Annotated in this window: 20 protein-coding genes; 3 read left to right on the forward strand and 17 right to left on the reverse strand. The window is 61.3% G+C overall.

The genetic code is table 11. From position 1 onward, the window contains the following. Positions 1-42: 42 nt before the first annotated feature. The 3 genes from tsaB to ppc form a co-directional block, all read right to left on the reverse strand. Positions 43-717 (reverse strand): tRNA (adenosine(37)-N6)-threonylcarbamoyltransferase complex dimerization subunit type 1 TsaB, encoded by a 675-nt coding sequence (tsaB, locus tag HU739_RS12155; RefSeq protein WP_186551080.1) that lies wholly within the window; start codon positions 715-717, stop codon positions 43-45. Positions 718-810: 93 nt separating this feature from the next. Further along, complete coding sequence (gene adk / locus HU739_RS12160; protein ID WP_186551081.1) at positions 811-1,461, reverse strand: adenylate kinase; 651 nt, start codon at positions 1,459-1,461, stop codon at positions 811-813. A gap of 290 nt (positions 1,462-1,751) precedes the next feature. After that, positions 1,752-4,382, reverse strand: a complete 2,631-nt coding sequence (gene ppc / locus HU739_RS12165) for a phosphoenolpyruvate carboxylase (RefSeq protein WP_186551082.1) — start codon at positions 4,380-4,382, stop codon at positions 1,752-1,754. A 212-nt stretch (positions 4,383-4,594) separates the two neighbouring features. On the opposite strand from ppc, the gene HU739_RS12170 reads away from it, so the two are divergent. The 3 genes from HU739_RS12170 (at position 4,595) to HU739_RS12180 (ending at position 6,556) form a co-directional block, all read left to right on the forward strand. After that, a complete protein-coding gene (locus HU739_RS12170) occupies positions 4,595-4,939 on the forward strand; it encodes a pilin assembly protein (protein WP_186551136.1) in 345 nt (114 codons plus the stop codon). 368 nt (positions 4,940-5,307) lie between these two features. Then, positions 5,308-5,712 carry a DUF4398 domain-containing protein gene (locus HU739_RS12175; RefSeq protein WP_186551083.1) on the forward strand — a complete coding sequence of 135 codons (405 nt, stop codon included), beginning with the start codon at positions 5,308-5,310 and terminating at the stop codon, positions 5,710-5,712. A 55-nt stretch (positions 5,713-5,767) separates the two neighbouring features. Then, on the forward strand, positions 5,768-6,556 hold the full coding sequence (locus HU739_RS12180; RefSeq protein WP_186551084.1) for an OmpA family protein: 789 nt from the start codon (positions 5,768-5,770) through the stop codon (positions 6,554-6,556). A gap of 171 nt (positions 6,557-6,727) precedes the next feature. Here HU739_RS12180 and HU739_RS12185 read toward each other — a convergent pair whose 3' ends face one another. The 14 genes from HU739_RS12185 to HU739_RS12250 form a co-directional block, all read right to left on the reverse strand. Continuing rightward, entirely contained in the window at positions 6,728-7,057 is a 330-nt protein-coding gene (locus HU739_RS12185; RefSeq protein WP_039762415.1) for a hypothetical protein, read from the reverse strand. Continuing rightward, a complete protein-coding gene (locus HU739_RS12190; protein WP_186551085.1) occupies positions 7,054-7,959 on the reverse strand; it encodes an alpha/beta hydrolase in 906 nt (301 codons plus the stop codon). The genes HU739_RS12185 and HU739_RS12190 overlap by 4 nt, the downstream gene beginning before the upstream one ends. 150 nt (positions 7,960-8,109) lie before the next feature. Further along, the gene (locus HU739_RS12195) at positions 8,110-9,360 is read right to left on the reverse strand and encodes a flavohemoglobin expression-modulating QEGLA motif protein (RefSeq protein ID WP_186551137.1); all 1,251 of its coding nucleotides are present in this window, start codon (positions 9,358-9,360) and stop codon (positions 8,110-8,112) included. A 60-nt stretch (positions 9,361-9,420) separates the two neighbouring features. After that, complete coding sequence (locus HU739_RS12200) at positions 9,421-9,975, reverse strand: hypothetical protein (RefSeq protein WP_186551086.1); 555 nt, start codon at positions 9,973-9,975, stop codon at positions 9,421-9,423. A gap of 147 nt (positions 9,976-10,122) precedes the next feature. Then, complete coding sequence (locus tag HU739_RS12205) at positions 10,123-10,836, reverse strand: TetR/AcrR family transcriptional regulator (RefSeq protein ID WP_186551087.1); 714 nt, start codon at positions 10,834-10,836, stop codon at positions 10,123-10,125. A gap of 105 nt (positions 10,837-10,941) precedes the next feature. After that, positions 10,942-12,444, reverse strand: a complete 1,503-nt coding sequence (gene lysS, locus HU739_RS12210; RefSeq protein ID WP_186551088.1) for a lysine--tRNA ligase — start codon at positions 12,442-12,444, stop codon at positions 10,942-10,944. Positions 12,445-12,574: 130 nt separating this feature from the next. Continuing rightward, a protein-coding gene (prfB, locus tag HU739_RS12215; protein WP_099758102.1) for a peptide chain release factor 2 occupies positions 12,575-13,670 on the reverse strand; the annotation gives its coding sequence in 2 pieces (ribosomal slippage) (positions 12,575-13,597 and positions 13,599-13,670; 1,095 coding nt in all). Positions 13,671-13,896: 226 nt separating this feature from the next. Continuing rightward, positions 13,897-14,898 carry a response regulator gene (locus HU739_RS12220; RefSeq protein WP_186551089.1) on the reverse strand — a complete coding sequence of 334 codons (1,002 nt, stop codon included), beginning with the start codon at positions 14,896-14,898 and terminating at the stop codon, positions 13,897-13,899. Positions 14,899-14,946: 48 nt separating this feature from the next. Next, positions 14,947-15,957 carry a chemotaxis response regulator protein-glutamate methylesterase gene (gene cheB, locus HU739_RS12225; RefSeq protein WP_186551090.1) on the reverse strand — a complete coding sequence of 337 codons (1,011 nt, stop codon included), beginning with the start codon at positions 15,955-15,957 and terminating at the stop codon, positions 14,947-14,949. Further along, complete coding sequence (locus HU739_RS12230; RefSeq protein WP_186551091.1) at positions 15,954-18,224, reverse strand: hybrid sensor histidine kinase/response regulator; 2,271 nt, start codon at positions 18,222-18,224, stop codon at positions 15,954-15,956. Before HU739_RS12230 ends, cheB begins: the two co-directional genes overlap by 4 nt. Then, the gene (locus tag HU739_RS12235) at positions 18,221-18,904 is read right to left on the reverse strand and encodes a chemotaxis protein CheW (RefSeq protein WP_186551092.1); all 684 of its coding nucleotides are present in this window, start codon (positions 18,902-18,904) and stop codon (positions 18,221-18,223) included. The genes HU739_RS12230 and HU739_RS12235 overlap by 4 nt, the downstream gene beginning before the upstream one ends. Beyond that, positions 18,901-20,172, reverse strand: coding sequence for a CheR family methyltransferase (locus HU739_RS12240; protein ID WP_186551093.1), 1,272 nt, complete (start codon positions 20,170-20,172; stop codon positions 18,901-18,903). Before HU739_RS12240 ends, HU739_RS12235 begins: the two co-directional genes overlap by 4 nt. Beyond that, a complete protein-coding gene (locus tag HU739_RS12245) occupies positions 20,169-20,705 on the reverse strand; it encodes a chemotaxis protein CheW (RefSeq protein WP_186551094.1) in 537 nt (178 codons plus the stop codon). Before HU739_RS12245 ends, HU739_RS12240 begins: the two co-directional genes overlap by 4 nt. After that, on the reverse strand, positions 20,705-22,327 hold the full coding sequence (locus HU739_RS12250; RefSeq protein WP_186551095.1) for a methyl-accepting chemotaxis protein: 1,623 nt from the start codon (positions 22,325-22,327) through the stop codon (positions 20,705-20,707). Before HU739_RS12250 ends, HU739_RS12245 begins: the two co-directional genes overlap by 1 nt. Positions 22,328-22,756 lie beyond the last annotated feature (429 nt).

A 22,756-nucleotide genomic window follows, 5' to 3' on the forward strand; every position in this document is an offset into this window, starting at 1 on the left:
CCTCACCACAGAAATCCGCTCATCAGGGAATCTCCGGATGTATCAGCGGGCCTTGGGGGTGGCGACTTTATCGCGCAGGTAAACCGGTTGTGCGTCGTCCGCCACAATCGACTCACCGCGTTCCCAGGCGAAGCGCGCCAGGGTCAGCAGGTCTTCGGCGTGGGGCAGCATGCCGGCATCGGAGCCGGTCAGGTTAACTGCAATGCGCTCGCTGTAGCCCCAACCGGTTCCGGCACCGAACCACTCGCCGCTGGCATCGGCCGGCAGCGCAGCGACTTCCGGCGGCAGCACCGCTTCGGCGCCGACCAGACGCATCTCCCCCGCCGTCTCGCGGTAGCAGCCCCAATAGACTTCATCCATTCGTGCATCGATGGCGGCCGCGACCTGGCTCACGCCGTGTTCACGAAAGGCCCGCTGCGCCAGCACCGCAAGGTTGGACACTGGCAACACCGGACGATCCAGCGCAAAGGCCAGGCCCTGCACCACACCAATGGCGATGCGCACACCGGTAAACGCCCCCGGGCCACGACCGAAGGCAATCGCATCGACTGCCTGCAACGTGGTGCCGGCGTCGGCCAGCAATTGCTGAATCATCGGCAGCAGCTTCTGCGCGTGCAGGCGCGGGATCACCTCGTAATGGCTCGTGACCTTGCCGTCGTGCAGCAAGGCAACGGAGCAAGCTTCAGTCGCGGTGTCCAGGGCCAGCAAGGTGCTCATCGATGTTTCCAAAACAGGGGTGGGAAAAAGTGCGTCAGTATAAACAACTACGGCCCGCAAGCGGGCCGTGGATGATGCCGCCCTGCAGACTTTTCAGCTCAGCGCTTCAAGTACCTTGGCGGTGATCGCTTCGACCGAACCCACGCCTGGAATGTGGCTGTACTTCGGCTTGCCGCCATTCTGCGCGGAGAGGTTCTGATAGAACTCCACCAGCGGCTTGGTCTGCGAATGGTAGACCGACAGGCGATGACGCACGGTTTCTTCGGTGTCGTCCTTGCGCTGGACCAGTTCTTCGCCGGTGATGTCGTCTTTGCCAGCCAGCTTCGGCGGGTTATAGACGATGTGGTAGACGCGGCCGCTGGCTTCGTGAACACGACGACCGGCAATGCGCTGAACGATCTCTTCGTCTTCAACAGCGATTTCAACGACGGCGTCCAGCTCGACGCCGGCAGTGACCAGCGCTTCAGCCTGCGGAATGGTGCGCGGGAAGCCATCGAACAGGAAACCGTTGGCACAATCAGGTTGAGCGATGCGGTCCTTGACCAGCGCGATGATCAGGTCATCCGACACCAGGCCGCCGGCATCCATGATGCTCTTGGCTTGCACGCCCAGTGGAGTGCCGGCCTTGACCGCAGCACGGAGCATGTCGCCGGTGGAGATTTGCGGAATGCCGAATTTCTCGGTGATGAACTTTGCCTGAGTACCTTTACCGGCCCCGGGAGCTCCCAGCAGAATGACGCGCATCGATGTGCTCCTCAATTTTTTATATAGAAAACAACAGGATTCGCCTCTTGGGGCCAATCTTAAAAATACGGGTCGTGACCGCACAAACGGCCAAAGGCTGATCAAGATACACAGCAGGCTGCGCCCACACAAGACGCCAAAAGTCGGAGAAACCGACGCGCGCCGCGACGCTGCGCCACGGTGAGCCAAGTCGCAACCCGAGCATTAACTGTCGCCTGGCGATACTTTCACGCGCTGCACAAAGCGACGCCCGAGGTGGGCCTCGGGCGTCGCAGGTCTGCTCAAAAACCTCAGCCGGTGTTGCGCAATCCGGCGGCGATCCCCGCCACAGACACCAGCAGCGCCTGTTCCACCGGGCTGCCCTGCTCGACATCCTGCTGCCGCGAACGGGCCAGCAGTTCCGCCTGCAATAGATGCAGCGGGTCGAGATAGGTGTTGCGCAAGCGGATGAATTCGAGGGTATCGGGGCTGTGTGCGAGCAGCTGCGACTGCCCGGTCAGGCCGAGTACCACCGAGCACGCCTGCGACAATAGGTCGCGTAACTGCGCGCCCAACGGCAGCAGATCCGGCTCGACCAGACGCTCGTCATACGAGCGCGCAATGTCCGCGTCCGCCTTGGCCAGGACCATTTCCAGCATGTCGATGCGCGTGCGGAAGAACGGCCATTGCTCGCGCATTTGTCCGAGCAGCTCGCCTTCGCCGCGCGCCAGGGCCTTGCTCAGGGCAGTCTCCCAGCCAAGCCACGCCGGCAACATCAGGCGCGTTTGGGTCCAGCCGAAGATCCACGGGATCGCCCGCAGGCTTTCGATGCCGCCGGCACGACGTTTGGCCGGACGACTGCCAAGGGGCAAACGGCCCAGCTCCTGCTCCGGCGTGGACTGGCGAAAGTACTCGACGAATTGCGGATTTTCCCGCACCACCTGGCGGTAAGCGCTGACACCGTCCGCCGCCAATTCATCCATCAGGTGCCGCCACTCGGGCGTCGGCGGTGGGGGTGGCAGCAGCGTTGCTTCGAGCACCGCCGCCAGATACAGGTTGAGGTTTTGCTCGGCGATGTCTGGCAGGCCGAATTTGAAACGAATCATTTCGCCCTGTTCGGTGGTGCGGAAACGTCCTGCCACCGAACCCGGCGGCTGCGACAGAATCGCCGCGTGGGCCGGGCCACCACCACGGCCTACGGTGCCGCCACGACCATGGAACAACAACAGCTCGACTTGCTGTTCGCGGCAAATCTCCACCAGCCGTTCCTGGGCGCGGTATTGCGCCCACGCCGCAGCGGTGGTGCCGGCGTCCTTGGCCGAGTCGGAATAGCCGATCATGACTTCCTGCGGGCCTTGCAGCCGTGCGCGGTAGCCCGGCAGGTGCAGCAGGCGTTCCATCACCGGCCCGGCGTTATCAAGATCAGCGAGGGTTTCGAACAGCGGCACCACGCGCATCGGACGCAACACGCCAGATTCTTTGAGCAGCAATTGCACGGCGAGCACATCGGAAGCGGCGCCAGCCATGGAGATCACGTAAGAACCCAGCGAAGCCGCCGGTGCTGCGGCAATTTCCTTGCAGGTGTCGAGCACCTCAGCGGTATCGGCCGAAGGTTTGAAATGCGCCGGCAGCAATGGCCGACGGTTGTTCAATTCGCCGGTGAGGAAGTCGATGCGCTGGTCTTCGTTCCAGTCCTCATAACGACCAAGGCCCAGATAATCGGTGATTTCGGTCATCGCCGAACTGTGTCGCGACGAGTCCTGGCGCACGTCCAGACGCACCAGAAACAGGCCAAACGTCACCGCCCGGCGCAGGCAGTCGAGCAACGGGCCGTCAGCGATCACGCCCATGCCGCATTCGTGCAGGGAGTTGAAACACAACTCCAGCGGTTCGAGCAGATCACGATTGTTGTGCAAGACATCGGCCGGCGCCGGCGTCGGCGCGGTCAACGCGGCATGGGCCCAATTGCGCGTAGCACGCAGGCGCTCACGCAATTGCTTGAGCACTGCGCGATACGGTTCGGCACTGTCGCCGGCCCTGGCCCGCAGCGCGTCGCTGGCCTGCTGCATCGACAGGTCGGCCGCGAGGTGGTCGACATCGCGCAGGTACAAGTCAGCCGCCATCCAGCGTGCCAGCAGCAACACTTCGCGGGTCACTGACGCCGTAACGTTGGGATTGCCGTCGCGGTCGCCGCCCATCCACGAGGCGAAACGAATCGGCGCGGCTTCCAGCGGCAGGCGCAGGCCGGTCGCAGCGAACAGCGCCTGGTCGGCCTTGCGCATGTGGTGGGGAATCGCTTGCCACAGCGAATGCTCAATCACCGCAAAACCCCACTTGGCCTCGTCCACCGGCGTCGGCCGGGTGCGGCGGATTTCTTCGGTGTGCCAGGCTTCGGCGATCAGCCGTTGAAGCGTACTCTGGATCTGCTCACGCTCGGCGCTGGTCAGGTCGCGGTGATCCTGCGCAGCCAGTTGCGCGGCGATGGCGTCGTACTTCTGGATCAGCGTGCGCCGCGCCACTTCGGTGGGATGCGCAGTCAGCACCAGTTCAATGTCCAGGCGCGCCAGTTGTCGCGCCAGGGATTCGGCGCTGTGGCCTTCGCTGCGCAAGCGCGCGAGCAATTCAGGCAACACGCGGGATTCAAATGGCGCGGCCTGCGTCTCTTCGCGCCGGTGGATCAACTGATACTGCTCGGCGATGTTCGCCAGATTGAGGAACTGGTTGAAGGCCCGCGCCACCGGGAGCAGTTGGTCCTCGCTCAATTGATTGAGGCTGGCGCTCAGTTCGGCGTCCATCGAGCCGCGACGGTCAGCCTTGGCGCCCTTGCGGATCTCTTCGATCTTGTCGAGGAACGCCTCGCCGTACTGGTCTCGAATGGTGTTGCCCAACAGCTCTCCGAGCAGGTGAACATCTTCGCGCAAGCGTGCATCAATATCGGTCATCAGCAGTTCTCCAGCGGTAATCCGGGCGGCCTAGAAACGAGTGAATGACTCAGAGAGTGCCGCGCTGCGGCGCTTCTTACAAGCAGGCGACGAAGGGACTTCAAACCTTGCGGGCGAAAGCTAGTCTCAACAGTAAGCCGCACAACGGCTGGCCGCCGCGACGGCGGACACTCACCCAGACCTGCCATGAGCGGGTGCGCAATGAGGCCATCATGAAAATCCGTGAACTTGCCCAGCATTGGGAAGAAAATGCCAAAGGTCGCCTGACCGACACCGGCTACACAATTCACCTGGACGTCGAGGCCGCTGCGCGTCTGGCGGCGATTGCCGAGATGTATCCCAAACGCCATCCCGAGGAACTGCTCGGCGAACTGATCGGCGCGGCGCTTGAAGAGTTTGAGGCGAGCCTGCCGTACGTGAAGGGTTCGACCGTGGTTGCGACCGATGAGGAAGGCGATCCGCTGTATGAGGATGTCGGGCCGACGCCGCGATTCCTGGCCTTGTCGAGACGGCATCTGCATGACCTCTCGTCATCTGAAAACAAACAAAAACACTGACGAAACGCAGATCAAACTGTAGGAGTGAGCCTGCTCGCGATAGCAGTGTGTCAGGCGACATATCCAGTGCCTGATACACCGCGATCGCGAGCAGGCGAAGGCCTACAATTGACCGTGAACACCCTTCCTATCCGCTTCCATTACACCACACGCGTACCGCTCTAAACCGCCAAAGTTCCCGTCCCAGAGCCTTGTCCAAACGGTCAATTTAATTTTTGGCGATAGGCCATCTTTTCTGAACTTTTCAAAAATGCCTTCGGTCGGAACAGGTAACCACGCCTGGAACGAGCGTTTCAATTCGCGTCAACAAGCGATGCTTTCGGCTCCTCTGCCAGGATGGATTCAGTTGTATTTTCAGGAGATGCCTAATGGAGTTGAAGACCATGAAAACCCAAACCTCGTTTTCCCACCTGCGCGGTCTGAAACTGGCCGCTCTGGCCATCGGCACCAGCTTCATCCTTGCCGGTTGCGCCGGTAACCCACCCACCGAGCAATACGCGGTCACCCAGTCGGCGGTCAACAGCGCGGTCAGCGCTGGCGGTACCGAATTCGCCGCCGTGGAAATGAAGCAGGCGCAGGACAAACTGAAACAAGCTGAAATCGCCATGCACGACAAGAAGTATGACGAGGCCCGTCGCCTGGCCGAACAGGCTGAGTGGGACGCTCGTGTCGCTGAACGCAAGGCACAGGCCGCCAAGGCCGAACAGGCTGTGAAGGATTCCCAGAAAGGTGTTCAGGAACTGCGTCAGGAAAGCCAGCGCACCGTGCAGTAAGCGCGCATCCGGACCGCAAAGCTGAAACTCTTACCGATAGAAAGGACGACAAATTATGCGTAAGCAACTGATGATTCCCGCTCTCCTCGCCGCAAGTGTTGCTCTGGCTGCCTGCTCCACCCCGCCGAACCCGAACCTGGAACAGGCGCGCACCAACTACGCAGGCCTGCAAGCCAACCCACAGGCGAGCAAAGTCGCGGCGCTGGAAACCAAAGATGCCAGCGATTACCTGGACAAGGCCGACAAGGCTTATCTGGACAAAGAAGACGCGGCCAAGGTTGATCAACTGGCTTACCTGACCAACCAGCGCGTGGAAGTGGCCAAGCAGACCATCGCTCTGCGCACCGCTGAGAACAATCTGAAAAACGCCGCAGCCCAACGTGCCCAGGCACGTCTGGACGCTCGTGATCAGCAGATCAAACAGCTGCAGGACAGCCTCAACGCCAAGCAGACCGATCGCGGCACGCTGGTGACTTTCGGTGACGTGCTGTTCGCCACCAACAAGGCTGAACTGAAATCCAGCGGCCTGGTGAATATCAACAAACTGGCGCAGTTCCTCCAGGAAAACCCGGATCGCAAAGTGATTGTCGAGGGTTACACCGACAGCACCGGTACCGCGAGCTACAACCAGTCGCTGTCCGAGCGCCGCGCGACTTCCGTGCAGATGGCCCTGATCAAGATGGGCGTCGATCCAGCACGCATCGTCGCTCAGGGTTATGGCAAGGAATACCCGGTCGCTGATAACAGCAGTGTCTCGGGCCGTGCGATGAACCGTCGCGTGGAAGTAACCATTTCCAACGACAACCAACCGGTTGCACCGCGTTCTTCGATGAGCTCGAACTAAGCTTCACCGCGTAACGCAAAAGCCCCGCCTGACTTCATCAGGCGGGGCTTTTTTGTGCATGAAGACAAATCCTGTAGGAGTGAGCCTGCTCGCGATAGCGCCCGATCAGCCAACATTGATTTGGCAGACACACCGCTATCGCGAGCAGGCTCACTCCTACATTGGATCGGGTTACTGCTCGAGCTTTTGTGGGGTCTCTTCGCCCATGCAGCGCACCGCTTTCTTCTGCGCATTGACTAACACGCCGGTCAGGCCTTTCTGCTCGGTATCGAATAGCACCAGCACGCCATCAATGCACTGCGCCACCTGCGGCGCGGGCGTCAGCGAGACTTTGTAGTCCTCGCCGGGAACGGTCTTGAGCATGGTGAATTCGTTGAGCAGCAGCGCATCCTCGGGTTTGGCGAAGTGCAGGTAGCCGTAGTACCACAGCGCCCCGACAGTACCGAGAATGCTGCAGATACCGGTGATGATCAGCGGGATGGCGTTACGTTCTTCAGTCATTGCGGACTCTCATCTTCAGAATTCGGGGGTGGCGGGTAATTGGGGATTTCGCCGAGGCGGCGCAGGCCGTTGAAGTGTTCGGGGTCGTCGAGATAGCGCAGCATGACCTGCCGCCATACCGGGTCGCCGAAGGTCTGCACGTGGCCGCCGCGCGTCAGTTGCAGCACGCGTGGTGGCGGCGCTGCCTGATACAGACGGATGCCGTTGGCCATCGGCACCAGCGGATCGTCGATGCTGTGGAAGATCAACTTGGGCACGCCCGTGAGCTGCGCCATCGAGTTGATCGCGCTGTCTCCATCCGGCACCAGCCACGACAGCGGCACTTGCAATGGCCAGGTCAGCCATGAGGTGCTGAGGGCGAACTGACCGACGCTGCGGTAGCTGGCCGGCACGCCGTCGAGCACCAGCGCCTTGAGCTGCCTTTGTCGCTCGGGGTGCTGCACCAGCCAATGCACCGCCATCGCACCGCCGAGGCTTTGCCCGAGCAGCACCAGCGGTTTGCCTTTGACTTCGGGCGCGTTGTCGAGCCAGGCGAACGCGGCGTCGAGGTCCTGATAGATCGCCGGCAGGCTCGGCTTGCCCTCGGACAAACCGTAGCCGCGATAATCGACCAATAGAACCTGATAGCCGTTCTTCGGCAACCACCAGCTACCGCCCAGGTGCATCGGCAGATTGCCGCCGTTGCCGTGCAGGTGCAGGACAGTGCCTTTGACCTCGACACCGGGTTTGGCTGGTAGCCACCAGGCGTTGAGTTTGAGGCCGTCGGCGGTGGTCAGGGTGACCGTGCGGTATTCGAGTTTGGCTTTATCGGGGGTAAAGACCTGGCCGGGTTCAGGGTAGAACAGCAGCGAACTGCAACCGCCGAGGGTCAGGAGCAGGCAAAGGATGCCGAGGATTCTCATCCGGTGAAACCTCGCAGAATTCAGGTTGGAATGCAGAACAAACCTGTAGGAGTGAGCCTGCTCGCGATAGCATTGTGTCAGTCGATATATCGGTTGATTGACACACCGCTATCGCGAGCAGGCTCACTCCTACAGGGGTTTGCGTTGGGGTTAAAGGATATTGGAATAATCCGCCTCAATCCGGTCCAGACTCAAATGGTTGAGGAAGTTGGAGAAGCACATCCACGCCGACAGCGCGTTCAAATCGCGGAACTGATCCGGCAGATATTTGGGCGGCACCACCAGTCCTTCGTCCACCAGTTGCCGCAGGGTACGCATGTCTTCCAGGGTGGTCTTGCCGCAGAACAACAGCGGAATCTGCTCAAGCTTGCCTTTACGCACGGCCAACTGAATGTAGTTGTAAACCATGATAAAGCCCTTGAGGTAGGACAAGTCTTTGGTGAATGGCAGACCGGTCGGTGTCGAGCCACGGAAAACACGACTGGCGTTGCCGTAGCTTTCGGCCATCTCGAAGCCCTGCTCGCGGAAGAATTCGAACACCTGCAAAAAGTCAGCGCCCTCCTCGACCATATGGATCGCACGGGTGCGGTTGGTCAGTTTGCGCAGGCGGCTCGGGTAGGAAGCGAAGGTGATGATTTCCATCAGGATCGCCAGGCCTTCCTGGGTCACCGTCGACGAGGGCGGGCCTTTGGACAGGAAGGTGCAGATCGGCTGATTAAGCCCGTTGAGCGTGGTGCCGACGTGGACCAGCCCTTCGTGGACTTCCAGGGCGCGTACGTCGCGCTCGTTGAACATCGCGTCGGTGCGGATCTTGATGTAGTCAGCGCCCGCCGCCGCGTCGGCCACAATACCGTCGGACTCGAACACGCGGATGGTTTCCTCGGCCTCGCCGAACACTTTGTTCAGCCGGGTTTGCAGCAGGTGCACAGCCTCCTTGGCGGTGAGGACCTTCGGTTCGTCCTTCAAGTCGCCGCGGCCATCGATGTTGTTGAGGTAGTCGGACATCATCAGGCCGAGATCGGCCAGGGTCGGATCCCCCGCATGAAAGGCATCGGAGGCAGCACCGTACAACTCTTGCGAGATCAGGCCGAAATCCTCGGTGCCGCGCGCTTCGAGCATGCGCACGACCATGCGGTACTCCTTGCACATGCGCCGCATGATCTGCCCGACCGGGTTGAACTGACCGAGCTGACGGGTGATGTCGCGCTCGATGTTCTGGAATTCCAGTTTGACCTGGCTTGAGTCGAACGACAGCGGCCGGTTGAGGTAATAGTCGCGATCAACGGCGGGCAGTTCCTTACCCTTGGCCTTGAGAAAGCCCTTGCGCACGTTCTCGTCCCATTTCACCGCGTCGAGCACGCGGATCGGCGTCTGCGCCAGCACAATGCGGTCGGACAACATGCGTATCGTCTGCTGGTAATCGTCCACCCGAAACTCCTGTAGAAAACGTGACGTACTGAATTATTGGCCGCGCGCCTGGCGTTGATAGCGCACGGCTTCGACGAAGACATCGGAATTGGCCGGATCGTCGAGGTAAGCGAAGACCTTGTCGAGATTGCTGTCGACCTGCACGCCGTCGCCGTCATCGGTCTGAAAGGCTTGACCACTCAGGGCTTGCTGTTTGATGGCCTGATTGATCTGATCGAGGTCGAGGTTGTAGACCACCAGTTCGTGCGTGTCGGTCAGCTCGAAACCGGCGATGGTGAAGTGGCCGCCGTATTGCGCCGGGACTTTTGCCGACAGATACCAGCGGTTGCCGTGGCGCGACACGGTGAACGGATAGGCTTCGCGCTCGCGCGGTTTGGCCTTGAAATACGTGACGGCCTGATAACGATCCTTGCCGACGCGGGTCAGCTCAAGGTTCATCGGCTCACCCCAGGCATTGGTGCTCGACCACTTGCCGAGCAAGCCTTTGGGCGCCGGACCGCTGGCCGCCAGTGGTTCCTTGAACGTCACCAGACAGCCACTGAGCAGCAGCAACGACAGGGCCATCAGCACGCCACGCCAGGGTTTCATTTGATACTCCTATGAACATTCGCCGCCCTTAGGGTGATCGCTTTCCCTGTAGGAGTGAGCCTGCTCGCGATAGCAGAGTGTCAGCCAACAAAGATGTTGAATGAGAGACAGCCATCGCGAGCAGGCTCACTCCTACAAGGGTTTACGTTACACCGACGCCAGGACGAGGTGCATATACCGCGTCAGAATCCCGAGCATGTCCTCTTCGGCCAAAGGCTCGGCGTCGTTGAGCAGGCCCTGATATTCCATCCGTCCGATAATCGCCGTCAACACTTTGGCATCCTGTTGCGGTTCACGCGAGCCCAGGACCTGAAACAACTGGCAGGTGCCCTGCAACAGAATCTGCTGATGGGAGCGCACCAGCAGCGCCAGACGCGGGTTGAGCAGCGCTTCCTGGCGGAAGGCCTGCTCGGCCATCAGGTGCTCGCGGCGGTTGACCAGTTGCCGGTGAACGTAGTCGGCCATCAGCCGCGCGATATCGTCGGCCAGTTGCGAGCGCGACTCGGGGCTGCCGTCGCCGCTGACCACCATCTCACGCAGCAGGCCTTCATTGTTGATCCACAACTTGGCCATGTAGGCCGCGCTCCGTTCAACGTATTGCGCGAAGGTGTCGGTGAGCAGGTCATCGATGTCCTTGAAGTAATACGTTGTCGCCGACAGTGGCACACCGGCTTCCGCCGCTACCGCCCGGTGTCGTACGGCACGCACGCCGTCGCGCACGACAATGCGCATCGCCGCATCGAGAATGTCCTGGCGACGCTGCTCACTGCCCTGTCGGCTGGCCTTGCGGCCCTGGTACTGAACACTTTCAGCGACCGCAGTGGCGATACCCGCTGCACCTTCTTGAGCTATTGCACCCATCACGACAGCACTTCCTCTGCTATTTGCAAATTAACCAATTGATACATTTGTACCAGACAGGCAATAAAAAGCCGCCTGTTTTAGGCGGCTTTTTAACTGAAACGTTTACGCTTGCGGTCGCATGTGCGGGAACAGGATCACATCGCGGATCGACGGCGAGTTGGTCAGCAGCATCACCAGACGGTCGATGCCGATACCCTCGCCGGCGGTTGGCGGCATGCCGTATTCCAGCGCCCGCACGAAGTCGGCGTCGTAGTGCATGGCTTCGTCGTCGCCAGCGTCCTTGTCGGCGACCTGCGCCATGAAGCGCTCGGCCTGGTCTTCGGCGTCGTTCAACTCGGAGTAGGCGTTGGCGATTTCACGGCCGCCGATGAACAGCTCGAAACGGTCGGTGACGTTCGGGTTGTCGTCGTTGCGACGCGCCAGCGGCGACACTTCGAACGGGTACTGGGTGATGAAGTGTGGCTGCTCCAGCTTGTGCTCGACCAGTTCTTCGAAAATCATCACCTGAAGTTTGCCCAGACCTTCGAAGCCCAGCACCTTGGCGCCGGCCTTCTTGGCGATGGCACGAGCCTTGTCGATGTCGTTCAGATCATCGGCGGTCAGCTCAGGGTTGTACTTGAGGATCGAATCGAACACCGACAGGCGCACGAACGGCTCGCCGAAGTGGAACACCTTGTCGCCGTACGGCACGTCGGTGCTGCCCAGTACCAACTGCGCCAGCTCGCGGAACAGTTCTTCGGTCAGGTCCATGTTGTCTTCGTAATCGGCGTACGCCTGATAGAACTCCAACATGGTGAATTCAGGGTTGTGACGGGTCGAAACGCCTTCGTTACGGAAGTTGCGGTTGATCTCGAAAACTTTCTCGAAACCGCCGACTACCAGGCGCTTGAGGTACAGCTCCGGGGCGATGCGCAGGAACATTTCCATGTCGAGTGCATTGTGGTGGGTTTCGAACGGCTTGGCCGCGGCGCCGCCGGGAATGGTCTGCAACATCGGCGTTTCGACTTCAAGGAAGTCGCGCTTCATCAGGAAGCTGCGGATGTGCGCGATCACCTGCGAGCGCACTCGGAAGGTCTGGCGCACGTCTTCGTTGACGATCAGGTCGACGTAGCGCTGACGGTAGCGCTGTTCGGTGTCGGTCAGGCCGTGGTGCTTGTCCGGCAGCGGGCGCAGCGACTTGGTCAGCAGGCGCACGTTGGTCATTTCAACGTACAGGTCGCCCTTGCCGGAACGCGCCAGGGTGCCTTCGGCGGCAATGATGTCGCCCATGTCCCAGGTTTTCACCGCGGCCAGGGTTTCTTCCGGCAGGGTTTTACGGTTGACGTAGACCTGAATGCGACCGGTCATGTCCTGGATCACCATGAACGAGCCACGGTTGAGCATGATGCGACCGGCAACCTTGACCGGGATTGCAGCCTCGGCCAGCTCTTCCTTGGTCTTGTCCGCGTACTGTTTCTGCAGTGCATCGCAGTAGTGGTCGCGGCGGAAGTCGTTCGGGAAGGCGTTGCCCTTGGCGCGCTCGGCAGCAAGCTTTTCCTTGCGCAGGGCGATCAGGGAGTTTTCTTCCTGTTGCAGGGCTTGCGGGTCGAGTTGTAGGTCGCTCATGTCTTTAAGTATTCCATCAGGTTCATTGCCCCCGGACCTTGCGGCCCGGGAATCGCTCAGCAGGGACCAGGCGTCCCCCTGAGCTCCTACAGTGATCGAGTCGAATCGGTCGATCCTGTGTTGGCGTCTGTTACAGGCCCGATTTCAGGCTGGCTTCCAGGTATTCGTCGATATCGCCGTCGAGTACCTTGTCGCAGTCGCTGCGTTCAATGTTGGTGCGCAGATCCTTGATCCGCGACGCGTCGAGCACGTAGGAGCGGATCTGATGACCCCAGCCGATGTCGGACTTGGTGTCTTCAAGCGCCTGCGACGCAGCGTTGCGCTTCTGCATTTCCTGCTCGTACAACTTGGCCCGCAGCATTTTCATCGCGGTGTCCTTGTTGGCGTGCTGGGAACGCTCGTTCTGGCAGCTGACCACGGTGTTGGTCGGTACGTGAGTGATACGTACGGCCGAGTCGGTGGTGTTGACGTGCTGACCACCGGCACCGGAGGAACGATAGGTGTCGATCCGCAGGTCTGCCGGGTTGATTTCGATTTCCACCTTGTCGTCGATCTCTGGCGAGACGAACACCGCGGAGAACGAGGTATGGCGACGGTTGCCGGAGTCGAACGGGCTTTTGCGCACCAGACGGTGCACGCCGATCTCGGTACGCAGCCAGCCAAAGGCGTATTCGCCCTTGATGTGCACGGTCGCGCCTTTGATCCCGGCGACTTCACCGGCCGACAGCTCCATGATGGTCGCGTCGAAACCGCGTTTGTCGGCCCAGCGCAGGTACATGCGCAGCAGGATGTTGGCCCAGTCCTGCGCTTCGGTGCCGCCGGAGCCGGCCTGGATGTCCAGGTAGGCGTTGTTCGGGTCCATTTCATGGCTGAACATGCGGCGGAATTCCAGCTTGGCCAGATTTTCCTCGAGACGGGCCAGTTCGGCGACGACATCGCCCACTGCGCCTTCGTCGTTTTCTTCGACGGCCATGTCCAGCAAGTCGCGGCAATCGGCCAGACCGCCGTTCAGTTCGTCGAGGGTATCGACGATCTGCGCCAGCGCGGCACGCTCGCGGCCCAGCTCCTGGGCGTATTCAGGTTTGTTCCAGACACTCGGATCTTCAAGCTCGCGATTGACCTCGGTCAGACGCTCATGCTTTTGATCGTAGTCAAAGATACCCCCGAATAGTTTCGGAGCGCTCGGACAGGTCCTTGATGGTGTTCAGGATCGGGTTGATTTCCATGACGGGCAGCACTCGTTGGCGAACTTTTGAAAGCCGGCGAGTATAACGTAAACAGGCTGTCGCGGCAGCCCGTCTGGCGGGTGTGGGGGCGATTCACTTGACATGGCCTGATGGAGATTCCCTGTGGGAGCGGGCTTGCTCGCGAAAGCGGCGTGTCAGGCGACACCAATGCTGAATGACACACCGTATTCGCGAGCAAGCCCGCTCCCACAAGGGTATCGCGTCGCTATTCAATCCCGACCTGATTACGCCCGTTGTTCTTCGCCAGATACAACCCGCGATCCGCCGCCGAAATCAGCAACCGGCAATCACTGCCCGCCTGCGGCACCATGGTCGCCAGGCCGATGCTGATGGTCAGGTTCGAACCTTCGGCCGGGGTGTTGTGTGGAATCTTCAATGCCGCCACGGTCTGGCGCAGCTTCTCTGCCAACAGCCGCGCACCGCCCGGCGAGGTGTTCGGCAACACCAGCACAAATTCCTCACCGCCGTAACGCGCCGGCAGATCAGACGGCCGCGCACTGGCATCACGAATGGCCGTGGCGACCTTGCGCAGCGCCTCGTCACCCTCGACGTGGCCAAAACTGTCGTTGTAGGACTTGAAGTAATCGACGTCGATCATCAGCAATGACAACTGGCTCTGATCGCGCAACGAACGGCGCCACTCCAGCTCCAGGTATTCGTCGAAATGCCGGCGGTTGGACAGCCCGGTCAGGCCATCGGAATTCATCAACCGTTGCAGCACCAGGTTGGTGTCGAGCAGTTGCTGCTGACTGACGCGCAGCGCGCGGTACGCCGCATCGCGTTGCAACAAGGTCATGTAGGAGCGCGAGTGGTAACGGATGCGCGCGACCAGTTCGATGGTGTCTGGCAGCTTCACCAGATAGTCGTTGGCCCCGGCGGAGAACGCCGCACTCTTGATCAGCGGGTCTTCCTTGGTCGACAGGACAATGATCGGGATGTCCTTGGTCGCCGGGTGGTTGCGATACTCACGCACCAGGCTCAGGCCGTCGAGGCCGGGCATCACCAGATCCTGCAGGATCACCGTCGGTTTGATGCGCACCGCCTGAGCGATGGCCTGTTGTGGGTCGGAGCAAAAGTGGAAGTCGATGTTTTCCTGGTTCGACAGCCCACGGCGCACGGCTTCGCCGATCATCGCCTGATCGTCTACCAACAACACCATGGCGGCGTTTTCGTCGGTTTTAATGTCGTCGATCTGTAAATCATTCATGGGCGGTCACCTGAGTACTGCGGGGGCCAGGATTGCGGATAAGCCTGTTCATTGAGGGAAAATCTCGAGCAATCGTGGCGCTATCTTTTCCAGAGGGCGGATCTCCACCGCGGCATCAATCGCCGCGGCGGCCTTGGGCATGCCGTATACCGCACTGCTGTGCTGGTCTTGCGCGATGGTCAAATAGCCCTGCTGACGCATGAGCTTAAGCCCTTGGGCGCCATCGCGCCCCATTCCGGTCAACAAAACGCCGACCGCGTCGCCATTCCAGTAACTGGCGACACTCTCGAAAAACACGTCGATGGAAGGGCGATAAATCTCGTTGACCGGCTCGGCGGTATACGCCAGCGTGCCGTTTTTCAATAACCGAATATGGTGATTGGTCCCGGCCAGCAGCACCGCACCGCTCTGTGGCGGCTCGCCTTCGCGGGCCAGACGCACATCCAGGCCGCTGGCACTGGCCAGCCATTCGGCCATGCCGGCGGCGAACACCTGATCGACATGCTGCACCAGCACAATCGCCGCCGAGAAATTGTTTGGCAGGCCTTTGAGCAGCACTTCGAGTGCAGCCGGTCCACCGGCGGACGAACCGATGGCGACCAGCCGCTGGCGCGAAGCCGAACTGCGTTGAGCGGTCGGTGCCGGGCGCGATCGCGGCGGTTTCTCGCCGATCAGCCAGCCGATATTGAGGATTTTGCGCAGTAGCGGCGCCGCGGCTTCCTGAGCGTTGCCGGCGCCCAGAGCCGGGGTGTCGACCACGTCCAGGGCGCCGTGGCCCATGGCTTCGAACACCCGGTGCACGTTCTGCTGGCGGTCGACCGTGACGATGACGATCGCGCACGGCGTGTCGGCCATGATCCGGCGCGTGGCTTCAACGCCATCCATGATCGGCATGATCAGGTCCATCAGAATCAGGTCCGGCGTGTATTCGGCGCAGCGTTGCACCGCCTCGGCGCCGTTGCTCGCGACCCAGACCACCTGATGCGAAGGCTCGAAGGCCAGCGCTCGACGCAGGGCCTCCACCGCCATTGGCATGTCGTTGACGATTGCGATCCTCATGCCCGCGCTCCCCCGATGAGCTCGACCACTGCATCGAGCAGGGCGTCGTCATGAAAACTGGCTTTGGCTAGATAATAGTCGGCGCCGGCGTCCAGTCCACGGCGCCGGTCTTCTTCACGATCCTTATAAGACACGACCATCACCGGCAGCGATTGCAGACGGCTGTCGCGGCGCAACAGCGTGACCAGTTCGATGCCGTCCATGCGCGGCATGTCGATGTCAGTGATCAGCAGATCAAAGTTTTCCGAACGCAGCGCGTTCCAGCCGTCCATGCCGTCCACCGCGACCGCGACGTCGTAGCCGCGATTGAGCAGCAGCTTGCGTTGCAGTTCGCGCACGGTCAGCGAGTCGTCGACCACCAGCACCCGCTTGCGTGCAGCCTCCGCGGCCTGGTTGCCGTGGCGGGCAATGCGCTCCAGGCGGCCAGTATTGAGCAGCTTGTCCACCGAACGCAGCATGTCCTCGACATCGACGATCAGCACCACCGAGCCGTCATCGAGCAAGGCACCGGCGGAGATGTCCTGAACCTTGCCCAGACGCTCATCGAGCGGCAACACCACCAGCGTGCGCTCGCCGACGAAGCGTTCGACCGCCACGCCGTAAATCGCCTCGCGCTCGCGGATGACCACGACTTTCAGGGTATCGCCGGCGTTCTGACTGGCCGGGCGATTGAGCAACTGGCTGGCGGCAACCAGCCCGACATGCCGGCCTTCGTGCCAGAAATGCTGGCGGCCTTCCACTTGCACGATGTCTTCGGGCAGCAGATCGCACATGCGTTCAATGTGCGCCAGCGGAAAGGCATAGGCCTCTTCGCCGACTTCCACCACCAGACTGCGTACCACCGACAACGTCAGCGGCACTTCCAGATGAAAACGACTGCCCTCGCCCGCCGTCTGCTCCAGCACCACCGCCCCGCGCAACTGGCGGACCATGTGCTGAACGGCATCAAGGCCGACGCCACGCCCGGAGACTTCGGTGACTTTGTCGCGCAGGCTGAATCCCGGCAGAAACAGGAACGTCAGCAGCTCCTCTTCACTCAGTTGCGCAGCAGTTTCAGTTGGAGACAACTGCCGCTCGACGATGCTGCGGCGGACTTTTTCCAGATCGACGCCCTGGCCGTCATCGCTCAATTCCAGCATCAGCAGACCGGCCTGATGGGAGGCGCGCAGGCGGATCACCCCCTCCTCCGGTTTGCCCTTGAGTACACGCTGCTCCGGGGTTTCGATGCCGTGATCGACGGCGTTGCGCAGCAAATGGGTCAGCGGCGCTTCGAGCTTTTCCAGCACGTCGCGGTCGACCTGGGTTTTCTCGCCTTCGATCTCCAGGCGCACCTGTTTGCCGAGGCTGCGACCCAAGTCACGCACCATGCGCGCCTGCCCGCTCAACACGTCGGCGAACGGGCGCATGCGGCAGGCCAGCGCGGTGTCGTAGAGCACTTGCGCGCGCTGGCTGGCCTGCCAGGCGAACTCGTCGAGTTCGGCGTTCTTCTCGCTGAGCAATTGCTGCGACTCGGCGAGCAGGCGCCGCGCATCCTCCAGCGACTCGAGCGCTTCCAGGCTCAGCGCATGTTCCTTCAAATGTACGTTGAGGTTTTCCAGGGCGCGCAGGCCGTTGTTCTGCATGCGCTTGAGACGCTGCATGGTCGCCAGATGCGGTTTCAGCCGCTGGGTTTCCACCAGCGATTTGCTCGACAAATCGAGCAGGCTATTCAGGCGTTCAGCGGTGACGCGCAGCACGCGCTCGCCGCCTTCAGTGGTGCGCTTGCTTTTGCGCGGTGCCGGCTCTGTGGGCTCGTCAACCATGGGCGCTGACGCTATTGGCGCTGGTTCGACTGGCAATTCAGCCATCGGCTGCGCGGCAACGACAAGGGCTGCCGCAGACGGATCGAGCAAGCGCCCCATCAGCGCCGCATAGGCTTCGATGTCTGATGGCTGCGGCGCGCTGGCCGGCGTGGCGATACGCATCAGCAGGTCGGTGCCTTGCAGCAACGCGTCGATGTGCTCGGGGCGCAGCAATAAACGACCTTCCTGCGCACTGACCAGACAATCTTCCATGACATGCGCGACGCTGACGCCGCTGTCGATACCGACGATTCGCGCCGCGCCCTTGAGCGAGTGCGCCGCGCGCATGCACGATTCCAGTTGATCGGCCTGGGTCGGGTTGCGCTCCAGCGCCAGCAGCCCGGCGCTGAGCACCTGGGTCTGGGCCTCGGCTTCGAGGCTGAACAGTTCGAGCAGAGAGGCGTCGCGCATTTGCTCGGGGGTCATGTCAGGCTCCGGGTCACGGCGGACAACAGCTGTTCTTCATCCAGCCAGCGCAGGCTGTGACCACGATATTGCAGAACGCCACGGGTGTATTTGGCACTGGCCTGCGCACCGGATTGCGACGCGGCATCGAGGATGCGTTCGTCGATGGCATGAATACCGTCGACCTCATCCACCGGCACCACCACCGGCCCGCCATGGGCGGCGATGATCAGCATGCGTGGCATCACACGCCCGCCGCTGGCCGGCGCAACGCTGCCGTCGAGGTCAAGCAATTCCACCAGCGACAGGCAGGCAACCAGCGCGCCACGCACATTGGCCACGCCAAGCAAAGCGCGCGAGCGCTGATGCGGCAGCGAATGAATCGCCTGTAGCGGCGCGACTTCGACAAGGCTGCGCGTGGCCAGTCCGAGCCATTCTTCGCCGAGGCGGAACATCAACAGCGAGCGGGTTTTGACGTTGGTTTCGACTCGGGTAGCCACCGCATCACGCTGGTCCTGCTGCAACGAATATCGGTCGAGCAAGCGCGTGGCGGCAGCGGAATACACCGAGCAGTTGCGGCAATGGATGTGCTCTTCCAGCAACGGGCAGGACTTGTCGCCATGGATGCCGATGCGGTTCCAGCAATCGTCGATGGCCCGGGCGTCTTCGTGGGTAACGTTCAAGGTGTCGGACGCGTTCATCGTTTACGCTCACTGTCGGCGGTGCGCCCGCTGCGGGCGGCGCGCTCCTGCAATCGTCGGGCACCCGCGGTGTCGCCCTGGGCCTGCATCAACGCGGCCAAGTGCATCAGCGCTTCGGGGTGTTGCGGTTCGAGGTACAAAGCCTTGCGATAGAACCCCTGCGCTTCGAGGCTCAGACCGGAGACATCGCTGAGCAGGCCGAGCCAGTAAAATACCTGAGCCACCGGCTCATGGCTGCGCAGATACTGCTCGCACGCGGCACGGGCCTCAGCGCTTTTGCCTTCGTTGGCCAGTGCGGCGATCTGGGCCAGCAACGTTGCGGCGTCCGGGTTGGCGGTTTTTTTCGTCACAGGCAAAGCGGTCACTGCGGTGAACGGCCGGTTGCGCACTGGCGCTGGCGGCGTGCTGCGCAGTGGTTGGCTGTGCGGCACGGCAACCGGCTTGGGCGTCGGCAGCGGTTCGGGGTGCGGCTCGCTGTGACGACTGAAGGCGAACGACTGTGGAATACCGATCGAGCGCATACCCAGGCGCCCGAGCAGGCTGCCCTCGGCCGGGCCGATAAACAGCACGCCGTCGACATGGGTCAGGCGCTTAAGCACTTCGAACACCTGCTTCTGCGTCGGCTGGTCGAAATAGATCAGCAGGTTGCGGCAGAACACGAAATCAAAGGCTGGCTCGTTCGCCAACAACGACGGATCGAGGACATTGCCGACCTGCCAGCGCACTTGTTCGCGAACGTATTCGTTGACCCGGTGGCCGTCCTGCTCCGGTATGAAATGCCGCTCGCGAAACTGCAAATCCTGCCCGCGAAACGAGTTTTTGCCGTAAACAGCGCGGCGCGCCTTGTCCACCGACAACGGGCTGATGTCCATGCCGTCGACCTTGAACTGATGCGGCTTGAGCCCGGCGTCGAGTAAGGCCATGGCGATTGAATAGGGTTCTTCGCCGGTCGAGCACGGCAGGCTGAGGATGCGCAACGCGCGCATGTTGTTCAATTCGGCGAGACGTTGGCGAGCCAGTTTTCCCAAGGTGGCGAAGGACTCCGGATAACGGAAAAACCAGGTCTCAGGGACGATCACTGCTTCGATCAGCGCCTGTTGCTCATCCCGCGAGCCTTGCAGCAAATACCAATACTCATCGGCGTGCGCCGCTTGCGACAGCGTCGTGCGTTGGCGCACGGCACGCTCGATGATCGCCGCGCCCACCGAAGCGACATCCAGGCCGATGCGTTCCTTGAGGAAATCGAAAAAGCGCTGATCGCTGCTCATGACTGCGCCTCAAGCTGCGCCGGGTCCAGCGGCGGATCGGGGAAGAGCAAGGCGCGCACCGATTCATCAAGCAAGTCACTGACCCGCACCCATTGCACCAGTCCGTGCGCGTCCTCGCGCACCGGACCGAGGTAAGGCGCCTCGCGGTTGTCGAGGCCGTAGGGCTGAAAATCCTCGGGATGACAGCGCAGGGTATCGGTGGCCTGTTCCAGGATCAGCCCCAGCCATTGCGCCGATTGCGTGGCGTTCGGGCGATAATGCACCAGCACCAGCCGGGTGCTGGTACGCGCCTCGGCAGGTTGGCCAAAGGTCAGCGCGCTGAGGTCGATCACCGGCACCACTGCGCCGCGATAGGCGAACACGCCCGCCACCCACTGCGGCGCCCGGGCGATCGGTTTCAATGGCAGGCGCGGCAATACTTCCGCCACTTCGGTGGCGCGCAGGGCATAGCGTTCGCTGCCGATGCGAAACAGCAGGAACAACGCCTGCTTCGCCACTGGCGCAACGCCGCGTTTGGCGATGATGTCGCTCATCAGACTTTGAATCGCGAGACGCCGCTGCGCAGCCCGACGGCCACCTGGCTCAGTTCATCGATGGCGAAACTGGCCTGACGCAACGATTCGACAGTCTGGCTGCTGGCATCGCCCAACTGCACCAGCGCATGGTTGATCTGCTCGGCGCCGGTGGCCTGTGCCTGCATGCCTTCGTTGACCATCAACACCCGCGGCGCCAGCGCCTGCACCTGATGGATGATTTGCGACAACTGCTCGCCGACCTGCTGCACCTCGGACATGCCCCGACGCACTTCTTCGGAGAACTTGTCCATGCCCATCACCCCGGCCGATACCGCCGACTGGATTTCGCGCACCATCTGTTCGATATCGTAAGTGGCGACGGCGGTCTGATCGGCCAGACGCCGCACTTCAGTGGCAACCACGGCAAAACCGCGACCGTACTCGCCGGCCTTCTCGGCTTCGATCGCCGCATTGAGCGACAGCAAATTGGTCTGGTCGGCGACTTTGACGATCGTCACCACCACCTGATTGATGTTGCCGGCCTTCTCGTTGAGGATTGCCAGTTTGGCGTTGACCAGATCCGCCGCGCCCATCACCGAATGCATGGTGTCTTCCATGCGCGCCAGGCCCTGCTGACCGGAGCCGGCGAGTACAGAAGCCTGATCAGCGGCGGTGGAAACTTCGGTCATGGTGCGCACCAGATCCCGCGAGGTGGCGGCGATTTCCCGGGACGTTGCGCCGATCTCGGTGGTGGTGGCCGCGGTTTCGGTGGCGGTGGCTTGCTGTTGCTTGGAGGTCGCGGCGATCTCGGTGACGGAGGTTGTCACCTGCACCGACGAGCGCTGCGCCTGGGACACCAGCGACGTCAGCTCGGTCATCATGTCGTTGAAGCCGGTTTCCACCGCGCCGAATTCGTCCTTGCGGTCGAGGTTCAAGCGCGAGCTGAGGTCGCCGGTGCGCATGATGTCGAGGATTGTCACGATGCGGTTCATCGGCGCCATGATCGCGCGCATCAACAACAGGCCGCACAGACCGGCAACCAGGACGGCGACCAGCAAAGAGACGATCATGCTGACTTTGGCCGTCGCTACGGCATCGTCGATATTGGCCATGGCGTTATCGGCGACAACTTTGTTCTCGCCAATGATGTCGTTGAGCTTCATTCGCCCGCTGTACCACGCCGGGGTCAGTTTTTCGTTAAACAGCTTGATGGCATCGGCTTCCAGATTGCGACGGTGCAAGTCCAGCACAGCGTCCTGAATCTGAATGTAAGTGTCATGGTATTTCTCGAACAGGGCGAACTCGGAACGGTCCTCGTCAGTGGCCATGGTCTTGCGATAATTGGCCATCTGATCTTGCAGGCGCGCCTCGAAGGCCTTGTAGTCCGCCGCATCCTCGCTGGAAATGCCCTGGCCTTCCTTGAGGCCCAGCAGTTCCTGAGTCTGCAGGTAGCTGTCGACCCACGCCCCACGGATCATCGAGCTGTAATAGACACCGGGAATCGCATCGTCACGCACGCTGTTTTCGCTGGCTTCAATCTTCAACAGCCGCGAATAGGACAGCACCACCATCAGCAACATGATGGCGATAATCACCGCAAAGCTCGCCAAAATGCGTTGGCGCAACGTCCAGTTCTTCACAGTGAATCCTCGTACCTGATCGAAATGCGGGGAGTATAGCCGAGCGCGCTGTTTCATTTATAAGACGCTTTCTAACTGGCGACTCCCACAGGTTTCGCGGATGAACACGAATTCCGGGCAAACCACACATCCCCTGTAGGAGTGAGCCTGCTCGCGATAGCGGTTTACCAGTCGCCAATGATTTGCCTGAACCGCCGCCTTCGCGAGCAGGCTCGCTCCCACAGGTTTTGCGGATGAACACGAATTCCGGGCAAACCACACATCCCCTGTAGGAGTGAGCCTGCTCGCGATAGCGGTTTGCCAGTCGCCAACGATTTGCCTGCACGGACGCCTTCGCGAGCAGGCTCACTCCCACAGGTTTTGCGGTGGACCCGGGCTTTCGGGCAACCCACACACCCCCTGTGGGAGCGAGCCTGCTCGCGAAGCAAA

It is taken from the genome of Pseudomonas hamedanensis (assembly GCF_014268595.2).
GTDB classification, from domain to species: Bacteria; Pseudomonadota; Gammaproteobacteria; order Pseudomonadales; family Pseudomonadaceae; genus Aquipseudomonas; species Aquipseudomonas hamedanensis.